Raw genomic sequence first — 15,448 nt, 5'->3', positions numbered from 1 at the left:
ACGGAAGGATCGGCATGACGTTGCGAGTCGGAGTCGTGGGAGGCGGGCAGCTGGCCCGCATGATGATCGCGCCGGCGGTGGAGCTCGGCATCGAGCTGCACGTGCTCGCGGAGCAGCCGGGCATGGCCGCCGCGCTCGCCGCGACGGCGGTCGGCGACTACCGCGACGCCGAGACCGTGCTCGCCTTCGCCCGCGACGTGGACGTCCTCACCTTCGACCACGAGCACGTGCCGCAGCCGGTGCTGCACGCCCTGCAGGACGCGGGGGTCGCGGTGCGTCCCGGCGCCGATGCGCTGCGGTTCGCGCAGGACAAGCTGCTCATGCGTGCGCGCCTGGAGGAACTCGGGATGCCGCAGCCGGACTGGGCCGCCGTGGCCGACGCCGCCGAGCTGCAGGACTTCCTCGACGCGCACGGCGGTCGCGCCGTGGTCAAGACACCGCGCGGCGGGTACGACGGCAAGGGCGTGCGGGTCGTCTCGGCGGCGACCGAGGCCGATGACTGGTTCACCGCGCTCGCCGAGGACGCCCGCGGGGGAGCGCTGCTGGTGGAGGAGCTGGTGGAGTTCACCCGTGAGCTCGCGCAGCAGGTGGCGCGCCGGCCCTCCGGTGACATGCGCTCGTACCCGGTCGTGGAGACCGTGCAGCGCGAGGGCGTCTGCGCCGAGGTCATCGCCCCGGCTCCCCACGCGGCCGATCGACTCGCGGACGTCGCGCGCGGCATCGGCGAGGCGATCGCCGAGGGCCTCGGGGTCACCGGCATGCTCGCCGTGGAGTTGTTCGAGACGAGCGACGAGCGGGTGCTCGTCAACGAGCTCGCGATGCGGCCCCACAACAGCGGCCACTGGAGCCAGGACGGCGCCGTTACGGGTCAGTTCGAGCAGCACCTGCGCGCGGTCCTCGACCTGCCGCTGGGCGACCCCAGCCCTCGCGCCGCATGGTCGGTGATGGTCAACATCCTCGGCGGCCCGGCGGAGGGCGCGCTGGGCGACCGGTTCGCCGCCGCGATGGCGGAGCACCCCACGGCGAAGATCCACACCTACGGCAAGGACCCGCGCCCCGGCCGCAAGGTCGGCCACGTGACGGTCGCCGCCGCCGACCTCGACGAGGCGGCCTACGAAGCGCGCGCCGCAGCCGCGCACTTCGACGCCTGAGCCTGCGCCGCAACGCGCAGGGCGGGTCGGGCGCGCGCCGTTGCGGACAACTCGCAGGCGGGCGGCCTAGCCTTGACGGGTGACCCGGCCGCTGCACTCCTCCGAAGCACCCCTCGTCGGCGTCGTCATGGGCTCCGACTCCGATTGGCGCATCATGAGCGATGCCTCACAGGTGTTGAGCGAGTTCACGGTGCCGCACGAGGTCGAGGTCGTCTCCGCCCACCGCACGCCCGACAAGCTGCTGCGTTACGGGCGCGAGGCGCGCGCACGCGGGCTCAAGGTCATCATCGCCGGTGCCGGCGGCGCCGCCCACCTCCCCGGCATGCTCGCCTCCGTCACCGGACTTCCCGTCATCGGGGTCCCGGTGCAGCTGGCGACCCTCGACGGGCTCGACTCGCTGCTGAGCATCGTGCAGATGCCCGCCGGCATCCCCGTCGCCACCGTCTCGATCAACGGCGCCCGCAACGCCGGACTCCTCGCCGCCCGCATCCTCGCCACCGGCGATGACCGGCTCGTCGACCGGGTCGCCGCGTACGCGCGCGACCTCGAGGCGCAGGTCGAGGAGAAGAACCGGCGGCTGAAGGACTCGCTGTGAGTGTGACCAGTCCGCCGCGCAGCCAGGCGGGGCGTACGGCGACGTCGCGATCGCGGCTCGTGCAGGACCGACCGATGCGGCATCCGGATGCCACGGCCCCCGAGGTCATGACCCGCCGGGCCTGGTGGCTCGTGGCACTGAACTTCCTGCTGCCCGGGTCCGCCCAGGTGCTGGCCGGCAACCGGCGGCTGGGGCGCGTGGGACTGGCGGCGACCCTCGTCATGTGGCTGCTGGTCGTCGTCGGCGTGCTCGCCACCCTGCTGTGGCGGCCGTTGGTCACCGCGGCGGCCTCGAACTGGTTCGTGCTCACCGCGGCGCAGGTCGTGCTGGTCGCGTACGTCGTGCTGTGGGCGGTGCTCACGGTCGACACGCTGCGGCTCGTCCGGCTGGTGCGGGTGCGCCCGGCGGCCCGCGCGGGCGTCGCGGGGCTCGCGGTGGTGCTGCTCGTGCTCGCCGGCGGCACCACGGCCTACGCCGCGTACTCGGTGGGCACCCTGCGAGGCGCCTTCGGGGCGATCTTCGGCCAGAGCGGCCCCAGCGTGCCGCCCTCGGATGGCTACTACAACATCCTCCTGCTCGGCGCCGACAGCGGTGACGGCCGCGACTCGATGCGGTTCGACAGCATCTCGGTCGTCTCCGTCAACGCCGACACCGGGGCCGTGACGATCACCGGCATCCCGCGCGACATCCAGAACGCGCCGTTCTCGGTCGGCCCCATGCAGGATCTCTACCCCGACGGGTTCGAAGGTCACGGCGACACCACGTGCGGGTGGGGAGCGGGGATCAACCAGCTCATGAACGCGGTCGAGGTGTGCCGAGACGGGGCGGGACTGTATCCCGATGCCGCCGCGAACGGCTCGAGCCCGGCGGTGGAGGCGACCAAGGATGCCGCCGAGGGCATCCTCGGCATCGAGATCCCGTACTACGTCTTCGTCGACATGCACGGGTTCGCCGCCATGATCGACGCCCTCGGCGGTGTCGACATCACCGTCGCGGAGCGCCTGCCCAAGGGCGGCGGCCCCGCCTACGACGGCCAGCCCGCCGAGGACTGGGCGTCCGGGTGGATCGAGGCGGGCGAGCAGCACATGGACGGCGATACGGCCCAGTGGTACGCGCGTTCCCGCTACACGACGAGCGACTGGGACCGCATGCAGCGCCAGCGCCAGCTGCAGCAGGCGATGCTCGCGCAGTTGGACCCGACCACCGTCCTCACCCGGTTCAACGAGATCGCCTCGGCCGGGCAGGACCTCATCCAGACCGATCTGCCGCAGTCGATGTTCCCCGCGTTCGTCGAGTTGGCACTGAAGGCGAAGGAACAGCCGGTGACCACCCTCGAGCTGACGCCGCAGGGCATCGGCATCGATCCGGAGGACCCGGACTACGCCTACGTGCACGAGATCGTGCAATCGACGCTGCATCCGCCCACGCCCACCCCGACGCCGGAGGGCTGAGCGATGACGACCACGCTGCGCGTCGTGCTGGACGACGCGGCCCCCGTGGGGCCCGTCGCCGAAGCATCGCGGGAACTGGCGAGGGGACTCGTGCGTACCGCGCCGTCCGGATGCGAGGTGTCCGTGCTGATGCCCGCAGGCTCCGACGAGACGATCGCCGATGTGCGCGACGAGGTCCCGGGAATCGCCCGCATCGACACCGCACCGCTGGCGCGCCGGGAACTCGCGACCTCGTGGCAGCTGGGGATCGCGGCGGGTGCCGGCGGTGGAATGATCCACGCGCCGAGCCTGATGGCGCCGCTCGTGCGCCATGATCGCGTGTACGACCACGACCAGACGGTCGTGACCGTGTGGGACCTCACCCCCTGGGAGGCGCCGGACGAGCTGCCCCGCACCCACGTGCTGTGGCACAGGGCCATGCTCAAGCGTGCGGTCAAGCACGCCGACGCCGTCGTGGTGCCCACCCACGCCCACGCGGAAGCGCTCCGGGTGATCGCGCCGAAGCTCGGTGAGCGGCTCCGCGTCGTGGCGGGGGCACCGCCGGCGGGATTCGGGGTGCCGGCGGATGAGGTCGGACGCCGACGCACGCAGGATCTGCCGGCACAGTACGTGCTGATCGACGGATCCCGCCAGGCAGGGCTGGATGTCGCCTTCGCCGCCGTCGTGCGCGAGGGCGGGGACCTGTCCGTCGTCGTGACCGATGTGGGCGACGACGCGGCGGCGAAAGTCGCGGACGCCGCCGCGGCCGCGGGGCTGGCCGAATCGCGCGTGCACGTGAAGGGGCGACTGGACACCGGCGATCGCGCTGCCGCGCTGGCGGGTGCCGAAGCGGTGCTGGCGCCTTCGAGCATCACCGATCACCCGTGGACGGTCGTAGAAGCACTCGCGGTCGCCGCCCCGGTCATCGCCGCGGACAGCGACGTGCACCGCGAGGTGATCGCGGAGGGTGGGCTGTTCGTTGCGGCGTCGGCCGATGCGTTCGCCGAAGCGCTGGCACAGGCCCTCGGCTCCGATGCCGCCCGGGCTCGCCTCGCGGTGCTCGCGGGTGACCGCGGCCGGGCCTTCTCCTGGCTCGGCGCGGCCGAACGGGTGTGGCAGCTGCACGCCGACCTATAGCACCATCGAGGGTGGTGTGGGCGAGCCGCGCGGGATTCTCAGTCGACTTGCACAACACTGGTCACATGATGCGTCCCCCCGCACCCGGCATTGCTGCGCGCTCGAAAACACTCACGGCGCTGCTCGGCGTGCTCCTGATGATCCTTGGCGCCCTGGTGGCCGTGCCGGCGCAGGCGGTGCCGACGGCTGAGGTCGGGGTGGTGCAGGCGGGTCCGGCTGTGGATGGTGGGATCGTGCGGGCGGCGGATCTGTCGCAGTTCCGGCCGGGGAACATCGTGTCGGATGCGGTGTTCTATAACGCCGGCACGATGAGTGAGGCGCAGATCCAGGCGTTTCTGAATTCGAAGGTGACGGCGTGCCGTGCCGGGTATGTGTGTTTGAAGGACAAGACCGATCTGACGCGGGCGGTCGGTGCGGATGCGATGTGCAATGCGTATGCCGGTGGTGGGGTGGAGTCGGCGGCGCGGATCATCTTCAAGGTGGCGCAGGCGTGTGGCATCAATCCGCAGGCGTTGATCGTGATGCTCCAGAAGGAGCAGGGTCTGGTGACGGACACGTATCCGTATGACTCGCAGTATCGGATCGCGATGGGGCAGGGGTGCCCGGACACGGCGGCGTGCGATTCGCGTTATTTCGGGTTCTTCAATCAGGTGCATGGGGCGGCGTGGCAGCTGAAGCGGTATGCGAACCCGCCGGGGACGAGTAACTATTTCACCTGGTATGCGCCGGGTAAGACGTGGAATGTGCGGTATCACCCGAACATCGATTGTGGTTCGTCGCCGGTGTACATCGAGAACAAGGCGACGGCGGCGTTGTATTACTACACGCCGTATCAGCCCAATGCGGCGGCGTTGCGGGCGGGGTACGGCACCGGTGATGGGTGTTCGTCGTACGGCAACCGCAACTTCTACCAGTACTTCAACGACTGGTTCGGCTCGACCCAGGTGCCCGATTCCGCGCACATCCCGATCGGAAACCTCGAGCACATCGCATCGGTGCCGGGCGGATTCCAGCTGCGCGGCTGGGCAGCCGACCCCGACACCAGCAATTCCATCGAACTGCACGTCTATATCGCCGGCGTGGGACGCTCCTACGTCGCGGACCTCGACCGCCCCGACGTCGGGGCCGCCTTCCCCGCGCTCGGCAGCCGCCACGGGTTCGACCTCTTCGTCCCCGCAACGACCGACGGCGGCACCCCCGAGGTGTGCGCGTACGCCATCAACGTCGGCCAGGGATCGTCGCACCGCGTCCTGGGATGCCACACGCTCGTGTCGCAGTCCGGCTCGCCGCGCGCGCAGATCGACCAGTTCGCCTTCGTCGACGGCACGCTGCGCATCGCCGGCTGGGCGCTGGACCCGGATGTCACGGACTCCATCCCGGTGCACCTGTACGTCGGCGGGACGGGCTACGGCTTCGCCGCCGATCGTGACCGCCCCGATCTGGCCGCGCACTATCCCGGCTACGGCACGCGCCATGGATTCGCCGAGACCGTCCCGCTGAGTCCGGGCACGCATCAGATCTGTCTGTACGCGATCAACGCCGGCATCGGCAGCAACGTCGTACTGCGGTGCACGACCGTCATGATGCCCGGGTCGCCCGACCTCGGGCGCACCCCGATCGGCAATCTGGAGTCCGTGACGACGGATGCCGGGAGCGCGGTGCTGACCGGCTGGGCGCTGGACCCCGACACGCACGGTTCGACCAAGATCCACGTGTACGTGCGAGGCCAGGGCGCCGAGTACACCGCCGACGCCACCCGCCTCGACGTGGGCGCGGCATACCCCGCGTACGGTGCGCAGCACGGCTTCTCGCTGCGGGTGCCCCTCCCCGAAGGACGCTCCGACGTCTGCGCCTATGCCATCAACACCGGTCCGGGCGGCAACACGACCCTCGGGTGCCGATCGGTGACGGTCGCGACCGCACCCTTCGGGAACTTCGAGTCGCTCACGGCGGCACCGGGCAGCCTCACCGCCACCGGTTGGGCGATCGACCCGGACGTCGCCGCGCCCATCGACGTGCATGTGTACGTCGACGGCGTCGGCACGAGCCACCGTGCGGCATCGGCGCGGCCCGACGTCGGTCTCGCCTTCCCCGCCAGCGGGGCAGACCACGGGTTCTCGATCACACTGCCGGCCGCCAGCGGCGATCGGACGGTGTGCCTGTACGGCATCAACACCCCGCAGGGGCCGAACACGACGCTCGGATGCAAGACGGTGCGGGTGCCCTGAGCCCGTTTCCCGCAGGGGCGTCAGCTGCCGACGCGCTCGGGCTGCGGCTCGGGCAGCGTGACGGCGCGACGCCCTTCGCCGGGCGCATCGCGACGTGACAGCGCCCGGGAGCCGAGGAACACGGCGGCGGCGCCGACGGCGGCCATCGCGATGAACAGTGCGACGTTGCCGCCCGGCGCCTGCCAGCCCGATCCGAGGAACGCCTCGGTCCACGAGCCGGTGAAGCCCACCGCATAGCGGTGCAGGGTCGCGGTGAAGGCGTAGAGATGCGCGATGACCAGGGCGGCGAAGGTGATCGGGATCAGGCGACGCACGAGGGCCTGGGGGAGACGGTCGAACTGCGTTGCCCCCGCGAGTGCCGCGGCGATGACCAGGCACATGAACAGCGGCAGGTTGTACCGCCCCTGCCAGATGATCCCGCCGCTGGAGATGAAGATCCCCTGCACGAGCGCGGGAAGGAAGAGGAAGAGGCCGACGGCCCCCAGGAGCATGGCCAGCGCCCGCCCTCGGGCCGCGGCGAGTCCGAACAGCACCAGCGCGCCGCTGGCGACGGCCCAGACGAAGTAGACCTCCACCGGTGAGCGGGTCTCCTGCCAGCCGAACAAGCCGACGACCCCTTCGGCGTAGCCGAGGGTGTTCATCAGCACGTGCAGGAATCCCTGAACGAAGGATCCGCCCGTGCTGGGGTGCTCGAAGCCCGCTTCCGCATCGATGGTGGAGGTGCCGAGGCTGTTGGTTCCGAGCAGCCAGGCGAGGGCGATCGCCCCGGTCGCGGCGAATGCCAGCAGCAGGATCCACACCGCGCGCCGGCGGAAGAGCGACAAGAACTGCTTCCAGGGAACGGCGATGACCGCGATCAGGGCCGCGGCCACCAGCCACAGCAGGGAGAGCCCGCGGGCGTTCGCGGCAGCGGCGAAGCCCACGCCGGTGATCACCGCGAGCGAGGTGATGCGCTCCCGTGGACCGCTGTGCATGAGCGCCAGCATGCCGGCGAAGAAGCACAGCACCGCCGCCGCCTCGAATCCGTTCGGATTCACGGAGCCGAAGAGGAAGAACGCCATCGGCGTCATCGCTATCCAGAACCCGACCAGCGGCAGCCGGGGGGAGGGGAGCCTGCGCAGCGCCATGAAGGCCAGGGCCGCCATCAGGGAGCACAGCAGGCCGCTCATGATGCGCATGGCGTAGATGCCGCCGACATCGTCGAAGACGAGCGAGGGCCAGCCGACGACCACGTAGTACAGCGGGTTGTAAAGCCCGGCCGTCGTGAGGGCGTCCACGAGGGAGCCGTCCCCTTCTTCGAGGCCGACCGCGCAGTCGGCGGCCGCGAAGGGGTCGAATGCGAAGCACGCGTCGCCGTGGGTGTCGCCGATGTACTCGGGCACCTGCACGATGTGGCCGCGCGGCGAGTATTCCCCCACCCATTGCCCGCGTGCCACGGAGGCTGCCTTGATGAGGTGGGCGGGCTCGTCGGGCGAGCCGGCGACGGGCGTCGCCAGACTCCACAGCGAGCTCACCACGGTCAGGATCAGCCAGACCGCCGTGAACGTCACCCACGGTGAGCGCCGTGAGGTGGAGCGGGTACGGTCGGGTGCGGTGTCAGTGTGCGTCATCGTCCTGCAGGGTGGTGTCATCGCGCGCGCCCAGCCGCATTTCCAGCAGTGCGACCGTCTCGACGAGCTTGCGGTTCTGCTCCTCGATCTTCGTCAGTTCGGTGCTGTGCTGGATGGAGACCAGGAACAGCACGACGATCGCGACGAAGAACATCAGGTTCGCGGGGACGTCCACCCCCAGGGCATCGGCGGCCGACACGAGGATGCCGGGCGCGATGCTCACGATGAGTGCGGCGAGTGCGGCGAACAGCCAGAGCACGGCATGGCGCTCGCGCAGCCTGCCGCGTCGCAGCAGATCCACGATGTAGACGAATGCGCCGGCCGCGGCGATGATGCCGAGGATGTAGGTGGCGGTGCTCACCGGGCGACCCCTACGCGGGGAGCAGGACGCATGGTGGCGACCGTGACGGCCATGACGGCACGCATCAGGTACTTGGCGGCCTTCGCCGGGCTCTGGGATGGGGTGCCGTGGGTGCGGTCGCGCATGGCGACGGGCAACTGCTCGACCCGGCATCCGGCGCGGCTCGCGATCACGAGTGCTTCGACCGTGTCGCCGAGGTACTCGGCGGGCATGTGCTCGGCGAACAGGGCGATGGCGCGGGGGCCGCAGGCCTTGAAGCCGGAGGTGGTGTCGGTGAGGCGGTAGCCCGTGACGGCGCGGATGAGGTGGGACAGCACCCGCATCGCCCACTGACGCGGGCCCCGCACGGCGTAGTCACCTTCGCCGGCGAATCGCGCACCCACGACGATGTCGGCGTGCTCCAGGCGGCGCAGCATGTCGGGGACGTAACGGGGGTCGTGCTGGCCGTCGGCATCCACCTGCACGAGTGCGGTGTAGCCCTCGTCACGCGCGTACACGAAACCCGTCCGCAGCGCCCCGCCCACACCCAGGTTCACCGGAAGACGCGCCACGAGGGCGCCCGCGCGGCGCGCCTCGGCTGCGGTGTCGTCGGAGGAACCGTCGTCGATCACGAGGCAGTCCGCGGCGTCGCCCATCGCGTCGCGGATCTCCAGGACGACGTCGTGCACGCCTCGGCCCTCATTGAACGCGGGCACGACGATAAGAGCCCTTGAAGCGGAGACCGGCATGGCACGACTCTAGCAAGCGTGCTCGATAGGATCGTGTGAGTGCGAGCGAGCGAGGGCGGGGCGAACCGGGGTGCGGCCATCGTCATCGTCGCGACCGGCATCGCCGGTGTCGCCGGCTACGGGATCCAGGCGGTCGCGGGCTTCGGGCTCGATGCCGCACAGTATGCGGGCTTCAGTGTCTTCTGGGCCGCGCTCTTCCTGATCGTCGGGGCGGTCGGCGGCGTCCAGCAGGAGATCGCCCGTGCGGTCCAGGTCAGCGCGGATGCCGACCGTGGCGGCGCCCGCACCCTGCTCCGCTTCGCGGCGCTGGCAGCCGTCGTGGTGGCGGCACTCGTGCTGGCATCCTCTCCCCTCTGGGCGCGACTCGTCTTCCCGACCGACACCGCCGCGGTCGTGGCGCTGCTGTGCGTGGGGGGCGCGGCGTCGGTGTGCGTGGCGGTCGCCGTCGGCACGCTCTACGGCGCGCACGCGTGGCGCTGGGTGGGTGCGGCCATCATCGTCGATCCGGTGCTCCGCCTCATGCTGGTGTCCGCCGCCCTGGCCGCACGTCGTCCGGACCTCATCGAGGTCGCCATCGTCGCCCCGATCCTGCTCACCCTTGTCCTCGTGGCGATCTTCATGCTCCGCATGATCCGTCGTGGCGTGGTGGTGGACGTGCCGATGCCGAGGCTCATCGCCAACGCCGGCAGGACCCTCGCCGCCGCTGCCGCCACCGCCGTCATGATCAGCGCCTTTCCGCTGTTCATCGGAGCGTTCGCCCGCGATACACCCCCAGACGAGGTCGGCGCGCTGCTGTTCAACCTCACCGTGACCCGGGCACCGCTGGTCATCCCGGCATTGGCGCTGCAGAGCCTGCTCATCGTGCGCCTGCGGCATCTGAGCGTGGGGCTCGGGCGCCGGCTGGCAGCCCTGCTCGGCGCGGTCTTCGCGGTCACCGCAGCCTTCTCCGTCGTCGCAGGTGTGTGGATCGCCCCGCTCATCGGAGCCTGGCTCGGTGAGGATTATGCGATCGGCGGCGTGACGCTGGCGGCGCTCGTGGCATCCGCGGGATTGACCGCCGCTCTGTGCATCACGGGTGCTGCGGTCGTCGCCCGCGGCGGCCACACCGCATTCGTGGTGGGCTGGATCGTTGCCGCAGCCTGCTCGATCCTGCTCCTCGCGGTGCCGGGCGACCTCGATCAGCGGGTCGTGCTCGCCCTCACTCTGGGCCCCGTGGGCGGGCTCGCGATCCACATCGGTGCCCTCATCCGGCGTGAGAGCGCGCGCGGCCGTCCAGCGTGACGGCGTGGGAGAGCAGGCTGCGCACCCCTGACCCATCCCGCGCGAGCGCGGTCGCCGGCAGGCGGGACAGGGCGCTGAGGCGGCTGGAGACCCGCCACCGGGCGGCGCGCGCCGCCCGCGTCCAGCCGCGGTCTGCGGCGACATCGGCGGCTTCCCGCAGCACGCGGCGCTCTTCGACGAACCGGGTTCCGTCGTTCGCGGTGAGGGCCGACACGCTCTCATGATGGCGGCGGTACTGGAACACCGGAACCGAGTCGACTACGAGCGAACCGCCGTCCTGCACGATGCGGAACTGCAGGTCCAGATCCAGAGCGACTTCCAGGGTGGGGTCGAAGTCGTGAGCGGCGACGACATCGGTCCGCCAGCAGATCGACGGGAAATAGGTCCAGTTACCGCGGGCGAGGGACCGCATGAGGTCCGCGCCGCTCAACTGCAGCGGCGCGCCCGCAGCAGGGGCGTACCACTGCTTGACGCGGTCGACGAGCGGCCGCACGACGTCGCCCTGCTCATCGATGACCTCGACTCCGGGCTGGAAATACGCCGCGTCGGGGTACTCCGCGATCAGATCGTGCACACGGGCGACGTACCCCTCGTGCATGAGGTCATCGCATCCCATGATCGTCACGTGCGACGCCGTGGCGATCGCGACGCTCCGGCGGAAGTTCCCGGCGACGCCGAGATTGGTCTCGTTGCGCACATACTCCACGCGCGGATCGTCCAGGCCGGCGACCCAGGCGCCCGGTTCGGGATCGGGATAGCGGTCGTCGAGCACGACGAGTCGCCACCGGTCATCGCTCTGATCCATCACGCTGCGCACGGCGGCGCGCAACAGCTCGGCGTCGCCGTAGAACGGCATGACGATGTCGATCATGCGTCGAGGGAGCCGATGTACCGTTCCAGGCCGACATCGACCGGCTGGGGCTCGAAGCCGGTGGCGCGGATCTTCGCCAGATCCAGGACGCTGTTGCGCGGCCGCGGGGAGATCGGACCGTTCGCCGACGCGAAGTACTCGTCGGTGGAGACCGGACTGACACGGTCGGCGTCGTGGCCGGTGAGCCGGTAGACGTCGCGGGCGATGTCCGCCCACGAGGCGGCCTCGCCCGAGCCGGTGAGGTTGTAGGTGCCGTAGGGCGCGCCCACGGTGAGGAGATGGCGGATGCCGCGGGCGATCTCATCGGTGAAGGTGAGCCGCCCGACCTGGTCGGCGACGACCTTCGGGTCGATGCCGCGTTCGGCCAGCGACGCCATGGTGCGCACGAAGTTGCCGCCTTCGCCGATGACCCAGCTGGTGCGCACGACGTAGTGGCGGGGGACACCGGCCACCAGCGCGTCGCCGGCGGCCTTGGTCTGGCCGTAGACGCCGAGCGGACAGATCGCGGCGTCCTCGGAGTACGCGCCCTCCTGGGTGCCGTCGAAGACGTAGTCGCTGGACACGTGCACGAGCGTGATGCCGTTGGCGGTGGCGACGCGGGAGAGCGCGGCGACGCCGGTGACGTTCGCCGCCCACGCGTCGACGCGGCCCGCCGGGGTCTCCGCGCGGTCCACCGCCGTGTAGGCGGCCGCGTTGATGATCACGTCGTAGTCGCGCCAGTGGCGCGCGGTCTCGAAGTCGGGCGACGTGATGTCCAGCGTCGCCCTGTCGGTGTACTCGACGGTGCCGTCGTCGCCGTACTCCGCCTGCAAGGCGCGGCCGAGCTGGCCGTTGGCGCCGATCACGAGGATCTTCTTGGCGGGGACGGGACGCACCTCCGCCAGTCGCGGGTGGGCGAGGTCCTTGGCGGACAGCTCGGCCCGATCCAGCGGGATCGGCCAGGCGATGGCCGCCGTCTCGTCGGCGAGGTTCAGGAACGTGTACTTCGCTTCTGCCGACCAGTGGTCGTTGACGAGGTAGCTGTATGCCGTATCGGGCTCGAGCGTCTGGTATGAGTTGCCGACGCCGCGCGGTACGAAGATGGCCTTCGACGGATCGAGCTCGGTCGTGAACACCGTGCCGAACGTGGGGCCTTCCCGAAGGTCGACCCATGCTCCGAACACCCGTCCCGTGGCCACGGACACCCACTTGTCCCAGGGTTCGGCGTGGATGCCGCGCGTCGTGCCGACGGCGTCGTTGAAGGAGACGTTGTTCTGCACCGGGCCGAAGTCGGGCAGGCCCGCCGCCGTCATCTTCTCCCGCTGCCAGTTCTCCTTGAACCAGCCACGGCTGTCGCCGTGGACGGGCAGATCCCACACGACCAGCCCGGGGATGGCAGTGGGGGTGGGCTGCAGAGGCTTGCCGTACTCGGTCACCGTCACTGGCCCTTCGCCGCGTAGAACGCCTCGACGCCGTCCTTCGCGGGCGCCCACCAGTCCTCGTGAGCGCGGTACCAGTCGATCGTGGCGGCCAGGCCGGCCTCGAAGTCGCGGAAGCTCGGCTCCCAGCCCAGCTCGGTGCGCAGCTTGGTGGAGTCGATGGCGTAGCGCAGGTCGTGACCGGCGCGGTCGGTGACGTGGTCGTACGCGTCCGCCGGCTGCCCCATGAGCTGGAGGATCAGCTCGATCACGGTCTTGTTGTCCTTCTCGCCGTCGGCGCCGATGAGGTAGGTCTCACCGATCTCGCCCTTGTCGAGGATGGTCAGCACGGCGGAGGAGTGGTCGTCGGCGTGGATCCAGTCGCGCACGTTCTCGCCCTTGCCGTAGAGCTTGGGGCGGATGCCGCGGATCACGTTGGTGATCTGGCGGGGGATGAACTTCTCGACGTGCTGGTACGGACCGTAGTTGTTGGAGCAGTTGCTGATCGTCGCCTGCACGCCAAACGAGCGCACCCAGGCGCGGACGAGCAGATCGCTGCCGGCCTTGGTCGATGAATAAGGGGACGACGGGTTGTAGGGGGTGTTCTCGGTGAACCGCGCCGGGTCGTCGAGTTCGAGGTCGCCGTAGACCTCGTCGGTGGAGATGTGGTGGAACCGCCGGTCGTGCTTGCGGGCCGCTTCGAGCAGCGTGTACGTGCCTACGATGTTGGTGTCCAGGAACGGTCGCGGGTCGTGCAGTGAGTTGTCGTTGTGCGACTCCGCCGCGTAGTGCACGACGGCATCGACGTCGGCAAAGAGCTCGTCCACGAGCGCCGCGTCGGCGATGTCGCCCTGGACGAACCGGACCCGGTCCTCCGGGAGCCCGGCGAGGGAGGCCCGGTTGCCGGCGTAGGTGAGCTTGTCCAGCACCGTCACGTGCTGGTCGGTGTTCTCCACGACGTGGTGGACGAAGTTCGATCCGATGAACCCGGCGCCGCCGGTCACAAGCAGTCTGCGCATGGGTCCAGGCTATCGGTCGTCATCATGTGCGTTTGGTGAGGCCTGCGGATCACCGCGGCCTGGGCGTCTGTCTCGACCGGGGAAGCGCTCGACTGGCGCCCTCAGCAGATCGTTATGTGCGAATCGTTGTTGTCCACTCATGACTTCCGCAACACTGGTCACATGATGCGTCCCCCGGCACGGCAGGTTTCTGTGCGCTCGAAAGCACTGACCGCGCTGTTGGGCGTGCTCCTGATGTTCCTTGGCGCCCTGGTGGCCGTGCCGGCGCAGGCGGTTCCGGTGGCTGCTGAGGTCGGGGTGGTGCGGGCGGGGCCGGCTGTGGATGGTGGGATCGTGCGGGCGGCGGATCTGTCGCAGTTCCGGCCGGGGAACATCGTGTCGGATGCGGTGTTCTATAACGCCGGGACGATGAGTGAGGCGCAGATCCAGGCGTTTCTGAATTCGAAGGTGACGGCGTGCCGTGCCGGGTATGTGTGTTTGAAGGACAAGACCGATCTGACGCGGGCGGTCGGTGCGGATGCGATGTGCAATGCGTATGCCGGTGGTGGGGTGGAGTCGGCGGCGCGGATCATCTTCAAGGTGGCGCAGGCGTGTGGCATCAATCCGCAGGCGTTGATCGTGATGCTCCAGAAGGAGCAGGGTCTGGTGACGGACACGTATCCGTATGACTCGCAGTATCGGATCGCGATGGGGCAGGGGTGCCCGGACACGGCGGCGTGCGATTCGCGTTATTTCGGGTTCTTCAATCAGGTGCATGGGGCGGCGTGGCAGCTGAAGCGGTATGCGAACCCGCCGGGGACGAGTAACTATTTCACCTGGTATGCGCCGGGTAAGACGTGGAATGTGCGGTATCACCCGAACATCGATTGTGGTTCGTCGCCGGTGTACATCGAGAACAAGGCGACGGCGGCGTTGTATTACTACACGCCGTATCAGCCCAATGCGGCGGCGTTGCGGGCGGGGTACGGCACCGGTGATGGGTGTTCGTCGTACGGCAACCGCAACTTCTACCAGTACTTCAACGACTGGTTCGGCTCGACCCGACGCGACCACGTCGCCGAGATCGCGGCGGAGCATGCCGCTCAGGGCGGTGACGCCACGTTGGGTGCGCCGGTGTCGGCGGTGCTCGAGATCACCCGCAACGGCGGGGGTTTCGCTCGCGCGTACGCGAACGGCTCCATCTACTGGACGCCCTCCATCGGAGCGAAGACGGTCTGGGCCGGGGCGCTGCGCGACTACTATTTCGCCCGCTCGGGAGCCGACGGACCGCTCGGGTGGCCGACGCACAACCAGAGCACCCTGCCCGGTGGTGTGGCCCAGCCCTTCACCGGCGGCTCCATCTATGCCGGCCCGGCCGGTGCGTTCGCGGTGTCGGGAGTGATCCGGGACGGATATTTCCGTGAGAACGGTGCGGCGGGTCGGTTGGGTTGGCCGACGTCGGAGCAGTCGTGCGCGGGCGCGGTGTGCCGCCAGAACTTCGAGGGCGGTGCGGTGGTGGCCTCGCCGGCGGGTTCGTTCGCCGTGGTGCAGCCGGTGCTGGGCGCGTTCGATGCCGCCGGTGGTGCGGGTGGTGCGTGGGGTGCTCCGGTGATGACGGCTGCGCCGATCGCCGCCAACGGTGGCGGGTTCGGGCAGGCGTT

General features: G+C 69.9%; 13 protein-coding genes. 7 read left to right on the top strand and 6 right to left on the bottom strand.

The window, feature by feature from the left end:
- The first annotated feature begins 14 nt into the window (after nt 1-14).
- The 5 genes from ACFVR6_RS09325 to ACFVR6_RS09305 all read left to right on the top strand — a co-directional run bounded on the left by ACFVR6_RS09325 (nt 15) and on the right by ACFVR6_RS09305 (nt 6,541).
- Nucleotides 15-1,151: a 5-(carboxyamino)imidazole ribonucleotide synthase gene (locus tag ACFVR6_RS09325; RefSeq protein ID WP_386961735.1), complete on the top strand. Its 1,137-nt coding sequence runs from the start codon at nt 15-17 to the stop codon at nt 1,149-1,151.
- A gap of 127 nt (nt 1,152-1,278) precedes the next feature.
- Complete coding sequence (purE, locus tag ACFVR6_RS09320; protein WP_386962842.1) at nt 1,279-1,746, top strand: 5-(carboxyamino)imidazole ribonucleotide mutase; 468 nt, start codon at nt 1,279-1,281, stop codon at nt 1,744-1,746.
- On the top strand, nt 1,743-3,197 hold the full coding sequence (locus tag ACFVR6_RS09315) for an LCP family protein (protein WP_386961733.1): 1,455 nt from the start codon (nt 1,743-1,745) through the stop codon (nt 3,195-3,197). The genes purE and ACFVR6_RS09315 overlap by 4 nt, the downstream gene beginning before the upstream one ends.
- Before the next feature lie 3 nt (nt 3,198-3,200).
- Nucleotides 3,201-4,313, top strand: a complete 1,113-nt coding sequence (locus ACFVR6_RS09310) for a glycosyltransferase (protein ID WP_386961730.1) — start codon at nt 3,201-3,203, stop codon at nt 4,311-4,313.
- Between the two features lie 65 nt (nt 4,314-4,378).
- Nucleotides 4,379-6,541, top strand: coding sequence for a hypothetical protein (locus tag ACFVR6_RS09305; protein WP_386961727.1), 2,163 nt, complete (start codon nt 4,379-4,381; stop codon nt 6,539-6,541).
- A 20-nt stretch (nt 6,542-6,561) separates the two neighbouring features.
- Here the strand turns inward: ACFVR6_RS09305 and ACFVR6_RS09300 are convergent, their stop codons facing one another.
- Genes ACFVR6_RS09300 through ACFVR6_RS09290 form a run of 3 tightly spaced genes read right to left on the bottom strand, consistent with a single transcriptional unit; the run spans nt 6,562 to nt 9,240 of the window.
- Complete coding sequence (locus tag ACFVR6_RS09300; protein ID WP_386961725.1) at nt 6,562-8,151, bottom strand: DUF2142 domain-containing protein; 1,590 nt, start codon at nt 8,149-8,151, stop codon at nt 6,562-6,564.
- A complete protein-coding gene (locus tag ACFVR6_RS09295; protein ID WP_386961722.1) occupies nt 8,138-8,512 on the bottom strand; it encodes a DUF2304 domain-containing protein in 375 nt (124 codons plus the stop codon). The genes ACFVR6_RS09300 and ACFVR6_RS09295 overlap by 14 nt, the downstream gene beginning before the upstream one ends.
- Nucleotides 8,509-9,240: a glycosyltransferase family 2 protein gene (locus ACFVR6_RS09290; protein ID WP_386961719.1), complete on the bottom strand. Its 732-nt coding sequence runs from the start codon at nt 9,238-9,240 to the stop codon at nt 8,509-8,511. The genes ACFVR6_RS09295 and ACFVR6_RS09290 overlap by 4 nt, the downstream gene beginning before the upstream one ends.
- 39 nt (nt 9,241-9,279) lie before the next feature.
- Between ACFVR6_RS09290 and ACFVR6_RS09285 the strand changes: the two genes are divergently transcribed.
- Nucleotides 9,280-10,521, top strand: coding sequence for a hypothetical protein (locus ACFVR6_RS09285; RefSeq protein ID WP_386961716.1), 1,242 nt, complete (start codon nt 9,280-9,282; stop codon nt 10,519-10,521).
- Here the strand turns inward: ACFVR6_RS09285 and ACFVR6_RS09280 are convergent.
- Genes ACFVR6_RS09280 through rfbB form a run of 3 tightly spaced genes read right to left on the bottom strand, consistent with a single transcriptional unit; the run spans nt 10,484 to nt 13,808 of the window.
- A complete protein-coding gene (locus ACFVR6_RS09280) occupies nt 10,484-11,392 on the bottom strand; it encodes a glycosyltransferase family 2 protein (protein WP_386961714.1) in 909 nt (302 codons plus the stop codon). The genes ACFVR6_RS09285 and ACFVR6_RS09280 overlap by 38 nt on opposite strands.
- Nucleotides 11,389-12,813: a sugar nucleotide-binding protein gene (locus ACFVR6_RS09275; protein ID WP_386961711.1), complete on the bottom strand. Its 1,425-nt coding sequence runs from the start codon at nt 12,811-12,813 to the stop codon at nt 11,389-11,391. The genes ACFVR6_RS09280 and ACFVR6_RS09275 overlap by 4 nt, the downstream gene beginning before the upstream one ends.
- On the bottom strand, nt 12,810-13,808 hold the full coding sequence (gene rfbB / locus ACFVR6_RS09270; protein ID WP_386961708.1) for a dTDP-glucose 4,6-dehydratase: 999 nt from the start codon (nt 13,806-13,808) through the stop codon (nt 12,810-12,812). The genes ACFVR6_RS09275 and rfbB overlap by 4 nt, the downstream gene beginning before the upstream one ends.
- A 162-nt stretch (nt 13,809-13,970) precedes the next feature.
- On the opposite strand from rfbB, the gene ACFVR6_RS09265 reads away from it, so the two are divergent.
- Nucleotides 13,971-15,448: LGFP repeat-containing protein (locus ACFVR6_RS09265; RefSeq protein WP_386961705.1), on the top strand; the 1,478-nt coding region annotated here is incomplete at its 3' end.

Origin of the sequence: Microbacterium sp. NPDC058021 (assembly GCF_042885955.1) — a bacterium.
Taxonomy (GTDB): Bacteria; Actinomycetota; Actinomycetes; order Actinomycetales; family Microbacteriaceae; genus Microbacterium.
The sequence above is the reverse complement of the archived record's forward strand: the minus strand, read 5'-3'. Positions and strand labels throughout refer to the sequence as shown.